This is a genomic window from Phycisphaerae bacterium, from assembly GCA_017999985.1.
GTDB lineage: Bacteria > Planctomycetota > Phycisphaerae > UBA1845 > Fen-1342 > JAGNKU01.
On the sequence record JAGNKU010000012.1, the window covers coordinates 79,086 to 94,264 of the forward strand.

Here is a 15,179-nt window from a genome sequence, read left to right on the forward strand (position 1 = left end):
TGACCCAGCGCATGTGGTCAATTGACACCGGCGGACCTCAGGCCGCGCCGCACTGCGAACGGAACATCTCTGAACGGCCCAATGACGACCGGCCACCGACTCGGCTCAAGACTGCGCGTAACTGATGCGGGTCGGCGTGGATGTGAGGTCGTTGCGGAGACGCGGTTTGGCCCACTTGGCGCCCCCGTCGCCTCTTCCAATCCAAGAGCGCATGCTAAGACACAGCCGGCGCGGAGTCAACGCAAATGCGCTGCCGCGCCGGGTACCGCCTGAGTACGCACGGAGGCCGGTCCCAGGCAGGCCGGCCTCCGCGCGGCGAATTCCCGACCGCGTTCTGCTACGGGCACGCGATCGGCAGGGGGTTCGTCGTCAGCAGCGTCACGAACGGGTTGATGTCACCGAAGCTGGGGTACACACCGTCGCCGTTGATATCACCGTTGCGCGGATCGCAACTCGCGTACGCGCTCTGCCACGCCGGCTGATTGGACAGGTAGAGCACGAACGCGTTGATATCGGCGAAATCGACCTGGCCGTCGCAGTTCATATCGCCGACGCACGGCGCCAGGACCACCACGCGCACATCCTGGGCGCCATAAACCACCGTGCAGTGGAGCGGCCCGTCCACGGACTCGAATGTTCCGGTACGCGTCCCCGCCGTCAGGATCACGAACTCCTGGCCCGTGACCGGCTGGAACCCGTTGATGGTCGTGATGCGCAGCGTGCCGGCGAGCGTGGCCGTGCTACTGACGGCCAGCCGATCGTATTCCGTGCCGGACGTCGTGCCGCCCAGCTCGATCTCGAGCGTCCCACCGCCGGCCTGTGTGTAGTTGCCGCCGATGGTGAGCGTGCCGACGGACGTGCCCGGGGCCACCGTCGCGCCCGCGTTCGTGACGCTGCCCGCCACCACGCCGGACCCGCGCAAGCTCCCACCCTGCAGGTTGAGCGGGGCGCCGTGCACCGCGACCGTGCCGTTGGCCACGGTCTCACCAGCGGTCTGCGTGCAGAGGCTGGCGCTGTTGATGGCCAGCGTGCAGGTGGGCTGCGCCTCCAGCCGGCCGGCGTTGGTCACACCCAGCTCCTGCGGGTTGATCGACAGGGTCTGGTTGGCCATGTCGGCAATGATCGCGCCTTCATTCAGCATGGCGACGTTGAGCGGGCCGCGCCCGCGGAACGTGTGCCCGGCGCCGTTCGTGAAGCGGATGCCGGCGCTGGTCGCGACGTCGCCGCTTTCAATAATCACGTCGCCTGTGCCGCCGAACGTCGCATTGCTGTCGAACCGCACATGCCCGCCGCCGTACATGCCGCCGTAGTTGATGCCAATGGTGCCGTTGTTGGTCAGCGTTGTGCCCGTGACGATGAGCCGGCCGCCGTCACCGAAGCTCGCCGTCCCCGTCATCGTGAGGTCGCCCAGGGTGGCAGTCTCTCCCCCGCCACACGTGCACAAGCTGCCATCCGCCACCGTCAGGGCGCCACCCGTCACGACGGCGCCGTTGCGCAGGCGGACGCGACCGTTGCCCTCGGCGCGGATCTCGCCGCCGGCGGTCTGCATGATGGCCGTGGAGATGTCCAGGTAGCCGCCGTTCATCGCCTGCAGCACGCCTTGATTCGTCTTGGTCTTGCCGTTCAGGGTCAGCACGTAACCCGTGGTGTACGCGGCGATCCGTCCGTCGTTGCTGACGGCGGCCGGAATCGAGCCATTGCCGCCGTAAATCGTGTGGCCCGCGGAGTTGGTGATGGTGATACCCGAGGCAGTGTCGATGTCGCCGCAATCGAGGTGGATCTCGCCGGAGCCATTGAGCGTGAGGTCACTGTTGAAGCGCAGGTGTCCGCAACCCGCGTAGCCGCCATAGTAGACCCGGAGCGCGCCGTCATTCGTCAGTGTGGTACCCGTGACGTTCAGCGTGCTGCCGTTCCAGATGTGGCAGTCACCGAGGTTCACCAGGTCGGTAAAGGCCGTCGTGACGTTGTCGGCGTCGATCCGTCCGTCCGCGGAGGTATTGAGCGTTCCGCCGGTGATCGCCGAGCCGTTAATCAGGCTGACCTTGCTGTTCGTGCCGTCCGCGCGAATCACGCCGGTGCTCGACTGCGTGACGGGAACTTCGATCCGCAGTATGGCGCCGTTCACCGCCTGCAGCGTGCCGGTGTTGGTCTTGGCGGCGGTGCTGAGACGCAGGGGGTTACCAACCACGTCCGCGCTCAGCAGCCCGGCATTGGCCAGCACGGCCGCGATGTTGCTGCCCCCACCATGGATGACGTGCCCCGCGTTGTTCGTGAGGGTGCCACCACCGTCGATCACGCCGGACTCGAGGGTCAGTGTCCCCGGGCCGTCGAGCGCGGTGCTTCCATCGCAGTGTAGCCACCCCGCGCCCCACATCCCGCCATAGCGCAGGATCAACTCGCCGGCGTTGCTGACCACACAGTTGCCCAGCGCAAGCGCAGCGCCGTCCCGCACGATGAACGTGCCGCCGTTGGTGAGCCCTCCGGTCGGAATCAGCACCGCGGGCAGCCCGCTGGCCGCGAATTCGCACCCCATGGGGACGGTCAGGTAAGCGATGGTGGCGGCGTTGCTGAGCAGGACATCGCCGCCGGTGAGCAGCACGGTGTCGGTGGAGCCGGGGAACGCCGGTCCGGGGTCGCTGCCGCAGGCCGTCAGGCCCCAGTTGTTGGACGTCCAGTTGCGCACGGGGTTGCTGCTGCACTGCTCACCGGTACAGATGGCATGCCAGCCGGTCGTGCCGCAGGTACTGTCCCAGACGAACTCGTCGGCGTGCGTGGGGACGGCCCCCGTCAGCACAGCCAGGCCGAGCAGCGAAATTAACACTCGTTGAATACAGCCTAGTGACCCGTAGCTGCGTTGCATCTGACACCTCCTGCAGTGTGCGGCGCGCGGCCGCCTTCCAGCGTTGAGTTCACGCGGCACCACGCGCGGTCCACCCACCGGACCCCGCGCCTCCATGCTGCGTGTGAGACCCCCGAACTCCAAGGTCGGCGAGAACATCCGCCGCGCCGGAGACCTCACTGCCATTCTACTGATCTCTATCTCCGCTGGAGCGCTTTCTGACGTGAAATCCAGCCCCGGTGGGCCTCTCCCGGCCCCCTCCCGGTTACCGGACCCGGATGGCGTGCCGATGGCAGCCCCGCGCGGCGTGCGTTGCGGTCACTCCCGTCACGCCTGCCGCGCGTCATCGGGCGGCGGCAACGCGGAATCGTCATGCTCGACGACGATGTTCGTGTCCCGCGTCTTGCCCGGGCGCTTGCGCGGCGGCGGCCGGCGGCCTGCGGCGACGTCCTCGTCAAACGCCTGCTTGCGCCGGACGACGTGGTGGTAGTGCTGGCCGAAGCGGTGGGCTTCGTCGCGGACGTGCTGCAGCAGACGGAGCGCCTCGTTGTTCCGCGCCAGCTTCAGCGGCGCGCTGCGCGCCTGCACATACACCAGCTCCTCGCGCTTCGCCAGCGACACCACCATCGCCGGCTTCACGGCGTGCTGGCCCTCCGTCTCGATCGCCTGGCGCAGATGCTCGAATGCATCCAGGGCGGCGTGCAGTTGCCCGAGCCCGCCGTCGATCAGGATCACGTCCGGATACAACTCCTCGGCGACGGCGGCGTACTTGTACCGGCGCGCGATGACCTCCCGGATCATCGCGTAGTCGTCCACCCCGGCGACCGTCTTGATCCGGAACCGGCGATAGCCGCTCTTGAACGGTTTGCCGTCGATGAAGCACACCAGCGACCCGACCGACGCCTCGCCATGCAGCGTGGCGATATCGAGTCCCTCGATGATGCGTGGCCGCTCCGGCAGGTCGAGCACGGACTGGAGCTTCTCCAGTCCGGCGGTGGGATCGATGAAGAATGCTTCAGGTTGCACGTGCTCGTCGGGGTCGCCGCTTAGCGACAGCGACTCGATGGCCTGCAACCGGTCGCGCAGCACGGCCGCGTCCTCGTAGCGTTTCGCCGCGGCGGCCTGCTCCATCTCCTGCCGCAACTGGCGCAGCAGCGCACTCCGCTTGGAGCCCAGGAGCTTACGCAGTCGTTGTATGTCGGCGGCGTAGGCGGCCGGGCTGATCCGGTCGGCGCACGGGGCGCTGCATTGGTGGATCGCGTGCAGCAGGCAGGGCCGGAAGAAGCGGCGCTGCTCGTCGTCGGCGCGGATCTCGAGCGTGCACGTGCGGTACTTGAATACCTTCTGCAGGGCGTTCACGGCCTCGCGGATGCCGGCCGCGTTGAGAAACGGGCCGTACAGCTTGCTGCCGCGCGGGCGGGGCTTGCGGGTGACATACACGCCGGGGAAGTCGTCGCCCGTCGTGATTTCGATGTATGGAAAGGTTTTGTCGTCTTTGAGCTGCTCGTTGTAGTGGGGCTGGATGTCCTTGATGAGGCGGTTTTCCTTGAGCAACGCGTCGACTTCGCTGTCGCATTCCAGGAAATCGATCTCCTCGACCAGCGTGGTCATGTGGGCGATGCGCGGGCCGCGCGTATTGAGCAGGTCGGCGGAGTCCTGGAAGTAGCTCGCCACGCGGGAGCGCAGCTCGCGGGCCTTGCCGACGTACAGTACCACCCCGTCGCGGTCCTTCAGCAGGTATACGCCCGGGCTCTTGGGCAGCTCGGCGATCCGCGCACGGAGGCGCTGCAGGCGGGTGTCGGCGGCATCGGGCATGGCAGCCGGGGATTATAGCCGAATTGGTGGCGGTGCTTGCCAAGGTGCGGGCGCGGTGCTAAAAACTGCCGTTCGGGCGGCCTGAGCGGCTGCCCGCCGCATGGTGCTGCGGTCGCGCAGCCGATAGGATTATCGGTCAGGACCGGCGACGCGCGGTGCGGCACGCCCCTGGTTGGCCGTAGCACGGAGAACAAGCAGTCATGGACGAGTATCTCAAGCTCAAGCAGCTCGTCGACGAGGTGGCGGACGACATCTACAAGGCCGTCGGCGGCAACAAGGCGGCCGGGACGCGCGTGCGCAAGATCATGCAGGACATCAAGAACACCGCGCAAGAAGTGCGCAAGAAGGTCCTCGACCTGCGCGGGGCCGATGAGCCGCCGGCGCCGCCGCAGTGATGCCCGGCCAGACTCCGTACTTCAACCCGTAGCCACCAGCGAGAGCCGATGCCGCCGCCGCTCATCCTCGACCCCGCGCGCCTGGACTTCTCCCACCCCATCGCCGGTCCGGCCGAGATCGAACGCATCAATCCGCACCGCCACGAGTTCCGCCTGCTCGACGGCGTGGTGCTGCTCGACCTGGAGCGGGCGGTCTACGCCGGCTACCACGATATTCACCCGGATGCCTTCTGGGTGCGCGGTCACATTCCCGGCCGGCCGCTGTTCCCGGGCGTGCTGATGATCGAGGCCGCCGCCCAACTGGCGAGCTTCCTGTTCCGGCACGTGTTTCCGAACTCCGGGTTCATCGGGTTCACGGGCGTTGACAAGGCGAAGTTCCGCGGCGTCGTCACGCCGCCGAGTCGCCTCGTGATCGTCGGGCGCGGTACGCAGCTCAAGCCGCGGCGGATGATTTGCGAGTCGCAGGGTTTCGTTGACCACACGATGATCTTCGAGTGCGAGATCACGGGAATGCCCGTGTAGCGCGCCCCGCGCTGCGCGGGCGCAGCGTGCAGGCCATGCCCACTTCGGAGTGCCCCGCCGAGTTCCTCACCGCTGCCCTGCCGGAGCTGCGCACCTGGCCGGACCGACCCACCGCTGCGGACATCGACCCGCTGCCGAACACGCCGGCGGTCTACCTGCTCGTCGATGCGGGGGGCGCGGCGATCCAACTGGCAACCACGCAATCCCTGAGGCGTCTGCTGTCAGCGCGTCTGGTGGACCCGCAGCCGCGGGCCGGCAAGGCGGACCTGGCGGCGATCACGCGCGGCGTACGTTGGCGGCCGGTCGCCACGGCGTTCGAGGGGCGCTGGTGGTATTACCGGCTGGCCCGCGCGCTCTATCCGGGCCGCTACCGGCGCCTCGTATCGTTCGGACCGGCGCGCTTCCTGCACGTCGATTGGGCCGAGCCGGTGCCGGAGGTGCGGGTCACCGAGCGCATCTGGTGCCTGCCGGGCGAATTCATCGGCCCCTGGCCATCATACCGCGCGGCGCAAGAGGCGCTGGTCGGCCTGTGGGACCTCTTTGACCTGTGCCGCCATCCCGAGCAGGTGCGCCAGGCGCCGCGCGGCATCCGCTGCGCGTACGCGGAAATGGGCCGCTGTGACGCGCCCTGCGACGGGACGACGCCGCTCACCGCCTACGTGGCGCGTTGCCGGGCGGCCTGGGCGTTCGCGGCCGGTGGCGTCGGCACCTGGCTGGCCGCGGCCACGCAGCGCATGCAGGTCGCGGCCCGCGAGCAGAGATTCGAGCTGGCCGGGCAGATCAAGCAGCAACTCACGTTCGCGCGGCACTGGCAGTCGCACTGGGCGGCGACGGTGCGCCCGGAAGCGCAACTGAACTGCCTGCTGGGGCTGCCGGTGACGCGCCGCAAAGCATGGAAGCTGTTCCTGTTTCGCCAGGGGCACCTGGAGGAGGGGCCGGTGCTGCCGCAGCGCCGCCTGGGCGCGGACGCTGTCACGTGGCTGCGTGAGCAACTCGCGCAGGCCCCGGCGGCGCTGGACGGCACAGTGCGCATGGAGCAGACGTGGCTCCTCAGCCAGTTGCTGACCAGTCGTACCATGGATACGGCGCTGCTGTTCTGGCTGCCGACGCTCGAGGTGCCGGGCGATCTGGCCGCGGGGCTAGTGGAGCGCGCCGAGCGGGTGCGGAGCGCGCGCGCGGATTCCGGACCGCAGTCGACGGGCGGCGACGCAACGCCGTGACAGGCGGGTGGCCGCGGGGGCGTACACTTTTTGCCACGCTGGTTGCACAGAAGCGGCGGAAATCACCGAGTAAATTTGACTCTCGCACAAATGCGGTGGATACTTCTGAGTGGCATCACGTGACCGAGTGTGGTTGGTCGCGTATGTGTGGGCATGCCAAGCAAGCGCCGCTCTGAAGCGGATTTCTTAGCGCCACTGAGGGGAGAATATACATCGTGGGCGCCCGCGCATTGTGTGCGGGCGCGGTGCAGTCCTTAGCTGGAGGATTTCATCGCCGGATCGGCTTGAAGCCGCAAAATCGGGACGGGCAACGCCTCGCAGCGGGGTGAAGGTGCCCGCGGGGAGAAGAAGGGCGAAAAAAAGCCCGTCCAACTGGCGCAAGCCGACCCGGCCCATTGGACTCACAACCCGGCGCGCGTCATCGCGCCCGGTTCGTCGGGCCGACCAAGCGGATACGGATTCGATCGGCTATGCTTTCACCACCCGCTTGGCCGGCCTCTTTTTGCGCGCGGTCGCGTTCCGCGTGTCGACCACCAGCGCCGCGTGCCGGCAAACCAGGTCGTAATCCACCGTGCTGTGATCCGTCGCGATCAGCACGCAATCGTACCTCTTGAGCTGCGTCTTCGTCAGCGGCACGCTCTTCATGTGCGTCAGGTTGTGCTCACGCATCGGCTTGGCCACCGGAATGTGCGGGTCGTGATAGTCCACCAGCGCGCCCCGCTCCTGCAGCAGCTCGATCAGCGTCACCGACGGTGACTCGCGCACATCGTCGACGTCCTTCTTGTACGCCAGCCCCAGCACGAGCACCCGCGCGCCGCGCAGCGCCTTGCCACGCTCGTTCAGCGTCTCCATCACCCGGCTCACGACGTAGTCCGGCATGCGCGTGTTGATCTCGCCGGCCAGCTCGATGAACCGCGTCCGCATCTTGTATTCGCGTGCCTTCCACGACAGGTAGAACGGGTCGATCGGGATGCAGTGCCCGCCGAGCCCGGGGCCGGGGTAGAACGGCTGATACCCGAACGGTTTCGTCTTCGCCGCCTCGATCACGTCCCACACGTCGATGCCCATCCGGTCGAACAGCATCTTCAGCTCGTTCACCAGGGCGATGTTCACGCAGCGATAGACGTTCTCCACGATCTTCGCCGCCTCCGCGACCTCGCACGTCGGCACCGGCACGACCGTCTCCAGCGCCAGCGCATACACCGCGGCCGCCAGCTTCCCGCTCGTCGGCGTCGCCCCACCCACCACCTTTGGAATCTGCCGCGTCGTGATGTCCGTCCGGCCCGGATCCTCACGCTCCGGCGAGAACGCCAGGAAATAGTCGCGGTCCAGCTTGAGGCCGGTCTGGTCCAGCATCGGCTGCACGACCTCGCGCGTCGTCCCGGGATACGTCGTGGACTCCAGCACGATCAACTGCCCCGGCCGCAGACGCTGGGCGATGTCCCGGGTCGTGCTCTCGATGTACGACATGTCAGGCTCATGCATCTTGTCGAGCGGCGTCGGCACGGCGATCAGGATCGCATCCGGCTTGCTGAGCTCGTTCATGTCGGCCGTCGGCCGGAACAGCCGCCGCTGAATCAGGTCCTTGAAGAACCCCCCGGGCAGGTGCTCGATGTAGGTCTGGCCGGCCTTCAACATCCGCACCTTGCGGGTGTCGATGTCGAAGCCGATCACGCGGATCCCCGAGTTGCAGAACTCCCGCACCAGCGGAAGACCGACGTAACCAAGACCGACCACGCCGACCACCACCTTGCGGTCCGTGATCTTCTGCCGCAACACCTGCGCCTGTGTCATCGCTGCTCTCCAGTCAAAGGAGGTCTGAATCGTCGGGAGGTTGTACCGGCCGCCGCGTATTTGAGCAACGGGGGGCGCGCGGCGACCGGGGCGCCCGCGGTCGGCGGTGCCCGGGTCGCATTGCCGGTTGGTCGGCGGGTTCCTGCTACCAGCCCCCTGTCTCGGCCCCCGAAAGCTGCTCAACACGCCGGTCGATGATCGCCTCGCGCTCCCGATCGCGGCGCTCCAGCTCACGCTGCAGCCGCTGCAGGGCCTCGCGCAGTCGCTGAAGCTCGCTCTCGATGCGCTGCAACTCGATCTGACGCAGTTCCGAACGCACGTCGAACTGCTCGCGCACCACGTTGCGGAGTTCCTCCCGCAGTGCGTCCTGAACGTCTTCCGCAGCGCCTTGCGCGCGGACCCCCGCCAGACGGGCCGCGACCTCGCGCGAACGGGCCTCCAACTGCGCGTGCCGCTCTTCCAACTCGTGCAGACGGCCCCGAAGTTCGGGCGAAAGTTCGCCCGGACCACGCCCACCGCCCGGGGGCGGCCCGCCGGGCCCGCCAAAGTCTGCCCCATGCCGGTCGCGCGGTGGACCGCCGGGCTGCGATTCCGCACCCGGCACTCCCGGCGGGGCGCCGACCGCGTTGAGCGCATCTTCCAGTCGCGCACTCAGGGCCTGGAGCAGAACTTCCCGGAACAGGTCCGGCGACTCACGCCGCAGACGCTCCAGCCGCTGGGCCAGTTCCGGCCGCTGCTCCCCAATCAGGCGCAGCAACGGGTCGAACGGCGGCCCCGGCGGGCGCGGGGGTCGCGGCTCACGCCCCGCCGGCCCCGGGGGCAGCGCTGGCGGCGGCTCATCCAGCCCAGGCTGGCCGGGCCGGGGAGCGCGGGGGCCATCCAGGTCCGGTCGTGGCGGCGGTTCTGGTTTGCCCGGTTGGTTCGGTGGCGGTGGCTGTTCCTGCTGCACAAGATCCTGTGCCGCGCACGCCGCGGCGAGAGCCATGAGCCATACGACGATCAGCCCAGCGATAAACAGTCTCATGTCACGACTCCATTGTTGTGGTCGGAATTCGGCCGGAGGTGGGCGTGACTTGCCCTGCCGCCGCCCTGTCCGGCTGCGCGCTGCTGCACACCGGCCGCGCGGCCTCCAGCCCGGACGACTCCGTGTTGGCTTCGGGCACATCCCAGTCGTCGTCCGCCGACCAGGGCAGCACCGCATTGCCTCCGGGTGCCCGCCCCACGGCCTGAACCGCCTGCTCCACGCGCTCGGCCAGGGAGTCCACCGAGTACTCGGCACTCTCCCAGAGCAGCAGTGCATACGCCTCCGTGATCGCGGTCTCATCACCCTTCGTGAGACCGAGCCGCGCCCGCGAATCCTCCCTGGACGGCGCCGGCTGGGTGCCGCGGGAAACCAGGAACACGATCAGCAGGCACGCCGCCACCGCCGCCGCGCCGACGAGCGGTCGGGCTGAGAACCAGCGCCCGCGCGTGACACCAGTTTGCGCCGCCAGCCGTTCGGCGATCCGCGTCGCGAGTTCGTTCGACAGGGGCTCGGGGCGCAAAGCCGCGCCGACGTCGCCGAGCAGTTGGCGATCCGCCGCGAGTTTGCGCTGGCACTGCGGGCAGTTTGCCAGGTGCGCGCGCAGCGCGGGAGAAGGCGCCGCCGCACTATTGCAGGCCAGCCGCACCAACTCGTCGCGCAGGTCGTCGCAAGTCGGGTTTTGGCGGTCACTGTTCATGCGTCTGACCCAGTTCGGTCCTCAGTCGCTCCACGGCGGCGTGCATCCGCGACAGGGCCGTGCCCAGCGGAATCTTGAGCAACTCGGCGATCTCCTCGAACTTCAGCCCGGCGGACAGCCGCAAGACGACGATCTCACGGAGGTGGTCGGGCAGGCCGCGCACCGCGGCCCGTAGGGCACGGACTTGTTCACCGCGCACGGCTGTCTCGTGCGGACTTGCCGCCGCGTCCACCCGCGCCGACTCAACGGGCTCCGACAGCGGGTCAGACTTCGGCCGGCGGAAACGATCACAGCACAGGTTCCGCGCCACGGTCAGCAGGTACAGGTCCGGACGGCCGCTGCCCTGCACCGCCGCGATATTCATGGCCGCCCGGCAAAACGTCTCCGCGACAATGTCGTCGGCGTCGCCGGCCAGGCGATGGGCGTGCCGGACGTACGCCAGCAACCGTGGCCCCTGCTCGCGCACCAGCCGGTCCAGCAAGTCCCGTTCGGCCGCGGTCAGGGAGCCGCGAAGTCCAAGTCGCACGCGCATCGCTCTCCAACGTAGAAGACGTTCTGACGTGGACGATATTTGCCCGCGCCGCTGGCAGATCGTGTCCGATAACGCGTGTTCGAGCCGGTCGCGCGTCCGGCCGTCATGTTCGCGCCGCCCGCGCCTCGGCTCACGCCAGGCCGAGCGGTCCAGCCGCGGCCTGCAACGCCCGGATGCAGTTTGCGATATGCTCATCCAGCGGCAACCCGACCAGCTCGGGTCCTGCCGCGATGTCCTCGCGCGAAACCGCCGCGGCGAACGACGGCGTCTTCAACTTTTTTTTCACACTCTTCGGCTCAAGCCCTTCGAGGCGGTTCGGACGCACCAGCGCGCACGCCACCAGGAACCCGCTCAGCTCGTCGACGGCGAAAAGCGTGCGGCGGATCGGCCGATCGCGCGGATACTCCTCCAGGTTCCACGGGACATGCGAGAGCACGGCGCCGACGATCTCCTCGTCAACGCCCTTCTGGCGCAGGATTTGCGCTCCCTCGCGTGTGTGTTCCGGAATCGTCGGCCACCGCTCGTAGTCGAAATCGTGGAGCAGACCTGCGACCGCCCAGCTCTCCTCGTCGGCGCCGTTCAGGCGCGCGTAGTAGCGCATCGCTGCCTCAACCGCGAGGCCGTGCTTCCGCAGCGAATCGCTCGGGGTGTACTCACAGAGCAACTGCCAAGCCTCATCACGCGTCATCCGCGACACCTGCCTTTCCGTAAGCGCTGAACGCCTAAACACCTGTAACTGCGCCACGTAACGTGCGCCCGCCGCGCGCGCCAGCGACTGAGCCGAGCCGACGGGCGGCGGGATCGGCCGGCCGCTGCGCATGCCGCGTGCTGTCGGCGGCTACGCCCCCGCGACGCGTCTTCCGCGGGTGCGCCGCCGACGCGCGCTGGAATCATAACCGGCCCGTCCCCGCCCCGCACGGGCCCGGTGCGGCCGCGCCGACAGACGGCATATCCTTACAAAATGCGAACAAGATTTTTCCTGGTTTGCGTGGCGGGGCATTGACGCCTGCCGATAACTTGGCTACGCTCCTCAGCCAATATTGGCGATTCGCTGTCGAGATGGCGCGGTTAAAGGCGGTGGTCGCTTTTGTAGGCCAATCGGCAACTGTGAATTCCGCACTTGTTTTGGAAGGAGAACGCGAATGTTCAAGAATCCGAAGAGAGCGCTGTTCGTGCTCGCCGCCAGCACCATTCTGGTTGAAGGCTGCTTCGGCGGCAGCTGGTGGAAGTGGATCACGGCCGCCACGACGTGGGGCTCTGACTTCACCAACATCCTCGAGCACTTCAACGTCCTGAACGGCTACTAAGCCGGTCAGAGCGCCGCAGAACAGCGCGCACGCAGTATTCAGTACGGGCCGGAGTAACCAGGTGCCAGTCACCAGGTTAAGCCGGCCCCGCGTGTTTTCCGGCGCCGTTATGTCGGGCGTGGATATGTCAACGCAGGGGAGGAAACCGGGGGGGCGGGGGTCACGGCCAGAGGACGGCGTCCGGAATGTAGCCGCGCACCCGGCCCAGGGCCTGGTTCGCTTCCTGGTAGGACGCATAGCGGCCCTCCAGGACCACGTAACTTGACCCGTCCTGCCGCGGCTCCGGGCGTGAGTAGACCTGCAGCCCTTCCGCCCGCAGCCGCGCAACCAGTTGGTCGGCGTTCTCGGCTCGGGAAAACACACCGCACTGAACGGCGAAGTGATCGGCCCCGAGCTGCGTGCGCCGGGCCGCCGCCGCCGCGTACACGCCCCGCGGGAAGCGCTGCAGGATCAGGCGGTATTGCGCTGTCGCCGCGGACCAGCGCCCCATCCGTTCCGCGCACAGGCCCAGGCGGAACAGCAGCGCATCCTGGGGCGGACCGGCCGGCATCTTGTCCACGGCGGCCTTGAAGGCCCGCGCCGCCGCGTCCCAGTTGTCATCCTCGAAGCACAGCACCCCGAGCATCGCGTGGGGCTGCCAGGTGACCTGCGGATCACGCGTCTCGGTGACGGCACGCTGCAGATCCGCGTACGCCCACGCCCGCTGGCCGGACAGCGCCCGCGCCATGCCACGGACATAATACGCCCGGGCCACTTCCGGCGGATTCCGAACCTGCTCCAGGAACGTGGACATCCGTTCGATGGCGCGACTGTATTGTTTCTCCCGCAGCGCGCGTTCACCGTCGGCCAGGCACATCCGCTGTCCGTCCGTCAACGTGCTGCAACCGGTCAGGCCAACCAGAAGCACAAGCCCGGGCCAGATCTTCGCTGAAACGCTCATGCCAACAGGCTACCACGCGGCAGGGCACCCGTGAACCCGCGCCGCGGCGTTTTCGCGCCGGCATACCGCGCACTGGCGGTTCCGTGCCGCCGCCGTATCGGTTAGAACATGCCGCATGAGTGCGTTGGACGAACTTGCCGCACCGCGCATTGACCGCGGACCGCTCGGGGCCCTCCCACCGACGCTGGAGTGGGTCGGCGGCGGCGACGGTCTTCTTCGCTTGCTGGACCAGACGCTGCTCCCCACGCGCGTTGCCACCCGCGACTGCGCGACGGCCGAGGACGTCTGGGAAGCGATCCGCGCGCTGCGCGTGCGGGGCGCGCCGGCGATCGGCGTCGCCGCGGCCTACGGGCTGTGCCTTGGAACACGGCCACACCAGTCGCTGGCCGCCGACGCATTCTTCGCCAAGGTTCGGGAGGTCGGGGCGTATCTGTGCTCGTGTCGGCCCACCGCGGTGAACCTGGCCTGGGCGGTGCGGCGAACAAGCGCGGCGGCGGACGAGGCGGCGCGCGATGGACGACCGCCGTGGCCCGCTCTCCTCATGTGTGCGCATCAACTGGCACGCGAGGATGCCGAAACCTGCCGCCGCATTGGCGAGAACGGTGCCGACCTGATCCCGAACGGCGGCGGCGTGCTGACCCACTGCAACGCCGGCTCGCTGGCCACCGTCGCCTACGGCACGGCCCTCGCGCCGCTGTACCTGGCGCATGCCCAGGGGCGGCGCTTCCAGGTCTACGCCGATGAGACCCGGCCGCTGCTGCAGGGCGCGCGGCTGACGGCGTTTGAGCTGAGTGCCGCTGGCCTCGATGTGACCGTGCTGTGCGACGGCGCCGCGGCCAGCCTCATGCGCGCGGGGCGCATCCAGTTGGCGATTGTCGGGGCAGATCGCATTGCAGCGAACGGCGACACGGCCAACAAGATCGGGACGTACGGAGTGGCCCTGGCCGCCCGGCACCACGGCATACCATTTTATGTGGCCGCTCCATGCAGCACGTTTGATCTCACGTTGGCGTCGGGAGACGCGATTCCCATCGAGCAGCGCGCCGCTGATGAAGTCCGCGCGGGCTTTGGCTGCCCGACGGTCCCACCCGCCGCCCACTGCTACAACCCCGCGTTTGACGTGACGCCTGCCGAGTTGCTCACGGGCATCATCACGGAAAAAGGCATCGTGCAACCGGTCACGAGGGCCACAATCGGTGCCTTGGTCGGCCCGAATCGGTAGCGGCCGCCTTGCCCAAACCAGTCCCAGTGTGCCTAATCTGCCGCCGGCGCGGTTGGCTCCTATGTGTTGAGGCGAGAACCCGGGATTCCAAACCCTGTAATTGAACCGGCGGCGGCCGCTCGCGAGCGACGGCGGGCGCAGCCCCATGGCTTGGAACAGGAGACCAGGGATGCAGTTCAGGCACTGGTGGAAGCGGGGGTTGCTCATGCTGGGTTCGGGCCTGCTGGTGGCACTGCCCGTCGGGGGCTGCCTGCAGAGCACACTGCAGCGCATCATCGTCGGACTGGCGATCTAGTCGGACGGCCGACTGCTGCGGATCAATGTTCGAGGAGCGCATTCGTGACACGACAGATCAAGGCGGTGCTTCTGGTGCTAAGCAGCGGGGCCGTCGCGCTGAGCACGGGCACGTGCCTGGCGCGGTTCATGGGCGACCTGGTGGCCGACCAGATCTGGCTGAGTGTAGTTCGCTAAACGCGCGCGGAGGTGCCGCCGCCCCCGGCGGGGACGGGTGCCGGCGAACCGAGCGCTGGAGAGTGTGTAAATGACGCGCAAGTCCAAGTGGCTGGCCCTGTCCGTGTTGCTGGCGGGGGGCTCGACGCTCTTCGCCGGTTGCCTGAGTGCATTCTGGCAGGGGTTCTTCAACACGGGGTGGCCGTCGGACAATGTGTGGTTGAATCTGGCGCTCGATGTCGTGAAGGAAGCGACGATCTACGCCCCGTGAGGCGCGCGCCGCAAGTCGGTGTTGCGCAAGATCTTCGGGACGCCCTGCCGGCGGACGGGCACCCCGTTTTCTTGAACGGCTGCGGCGGGTGGCCCCTTGCTGGGGCGGTTGGTTGGGCCGTATACTTCCCCGGTCACAGAGTACCCGGGAC

At 68.0% G+C, this 15,179-nt stretch carries 14 protein-coding genes; 6 read left to right on the top strand and 8 right to left on the bottom strand.

Features of this window, described 5'->3' with window-relative positions; translation table 11 throughout:
- Positions 1 to 337: 337 nt before the first annotated feature.
- On the bottom strand, positions 338 to 2,860 hold the full coding sequence (locus KA383_15555) for a hypothetical protein (protein MBP7747531.1): 2,523 nt from the start codon (positions 2,858 to 2,860) through the stop codon (positions 338 to 340).
- 306 nt (positions 2,861 to 3,166) lie between these two features.
- On the bottom strand, positions 3,167 to 4,609 hold the full coding sequence (locus KA383_15560; GenBank protein MBP7747532.1) for an excinuclease ABC subunit UvrC: 1,443 nt from the start codon (positions 4,607 to 4,609) through the stop codon (positions 3,167 to 3,169).
- A 245-nt stretch (positions 4,610 to 4,854) separates the two neighbouring features.
- Here KA383_15560 and KA383_15565 point away from each other — a divergent pair, with 245 nt between their 5' ends.
- Genes KA383_15565 through KA383_15575 form a run of 3 tightly spaced genes read left to right on the top strand, consistent with a single transcriptional unit; the run spans position 4,855 to position 6,791 of the window.
- Positions 4,855 to 5,049: a histone H1 gene (locus KA383_15565; protein ID MBP7747533.1), complete on the top strand. Its 195-nt coding sequence runs from the start codon at positions 4,855 to 4,857 to the stop codon at positions 5,047 to 5,049.
- Between the two features lie 48 nt (positions 5,050 to 5,097).
- Positions 5,098 to 5,571, top strand: a complete 474-nt coding sequence (locus KA383_15570; protein MBP7747534.1) for a beta-hydroxyacyl-ACP dehydratase — start codon at positions 5,098 to 5,100, stop codon at positions 5,569 to 5,571.
- Positions 5,572 to 5,606: 35 nt separating this feature from the next.
- Positions 5,607 to 6,791, top strand: a complete 1,185-nt coding sequence (locus tag KA383_15575; GenBank protein ID MBP7747535.1) for a hypothetical protein — start codon at positions 5,607 to 5,609, stop codon at positions 6,789 to 6,791.
- Between the two features lie 468 nt (positions 6,792 to 7,259).
- On the opposite strand, the gene KA383_15580 is transcribed toward KA383_15575, so the two are convergent.
- From KA383_15580 to KA383_15600, 5 genes are all read right to left on the bottom strand, one after another.
- The gene (locus tag KA383_15580) at positions 7,260 to 8,585 is read right to left on the bottom strand and encodes a nucleotide sugar dehydrogenase (GenBank protein ID MBP7747536.1); all 1,326 of its coding nucleotides are present in this window, start codon (positions 8,583 to 8,585) and stop codon (positions 7,260 to 7,262) included.
- Positions 8,586 to 8,730: 145 nt separating this feature from the next.
- Positions 8,731 to 9,609, bottom strand: coding sequence for a hypothetical protein (locus tag KA383_15585; protein ID MBP7747537.1), 879 nt, complete (start codon positions 9,607 to 9,609; stop codon positions 8,731 to 8,733).
- Position 9,610: 1 nt separating this feature from the next.
- Entirely contained in the window at positions 9,611 to 10,306 is a 696-nt protein-coding gene (locus KA383_15590) for a hypothetical protein (GenBank protein MBP7747538.1), read from the bottom strand.
- Positions 10,296 to 10,832 carry a sigma-70 family RNA polymerase sigma factor gene (locus KA383_15595; protein ID MBP7747539.1) on the bottom strand — a complete coding sequence of 179 codons (537 nt, stop codon included), beginning with the start codon at positions 10,830 to 10,832 and terminating at the stop codon, positions 10,296 to 10,298. The genes KA383_15590 and KA383_15595 overlap by 11 nt, the downstream gene beginning before the upstream one ends.
- Before the next feature lie 136 nt (positions 10,833 to 10,968).
- Positions 10,969 to 11,526, bottom strand: coding sequence for an HDIG domain-containing protein (locus tag KA383_15600; protein ID MBP7747540.1), 558 nt, complete (start codon positions 11,524 to 11,526; stop codon positions 10,969 to 10,971).
- 454 nt (positions 11,527 to 11,980) lie between these two features.
- Here KA383_15600 and KA383_15605 point away from each other — a divergent pair, with 454 nt between their 5' ends.
- A complete protein-coding gene (locus KA383_15605) occupies positions 11,981 to 12,145 on the top strand; it encodes a hypothetical protein (protein MBP7747541.1) in 165 nt (54 codons plus the stop codon).
- A gap of 160 nt (positions 12,146 to 12,305) precedes the next feature.
- Here the strand turns inward: KA383_15605 and KA383_15610 are convergent, their stop codons facing one another.
- Positions 12,306 to 13,085: an SPOR domain-containing protein gene (locus KA383_15610; GenBank protein ID MBP7747542.1), complete on the bottom strand. Its 780-nt coding sequence runs from the start codon at positions 13,083 to 13,085 to the stop codon at positions 12,306 to 12,308.
- Positions 13,086 to 13,200: 115 nt separating this feature from the next.
- On the opposite strand from KA383_15610, the gene mtnA reads away from it, so the two are divergent.
- Positions 13,201 to 14,307 (top strand): S-methyl-5-thioribose-1-phosphate isomerase, encoded by a 1,107-nt coding sequence (mtnA, locus tag KA383_15615; GenBank protein ID MBP7747543.1) that lies wholly within the window; start codon positions 13,201 to 13,203, stop codon positions 14,305 to 14,307.
- Between the two features lie 541 nt (positions 14,308 to 14,848).
- Positions 14,849 to 15,028: a hypothetical protein gene (locus KA383_15620; GenBank protein MBP7747544.1), complete on the top strand. Its 180-nt coding sequence runs from the start codon at positions 14,849 to 14,851 to the stop codon at positions 15,026 to 15,028.
- The last annotated feature ends 151 nt before the right edge of the window (positions 15,029 to 15,179 follow it).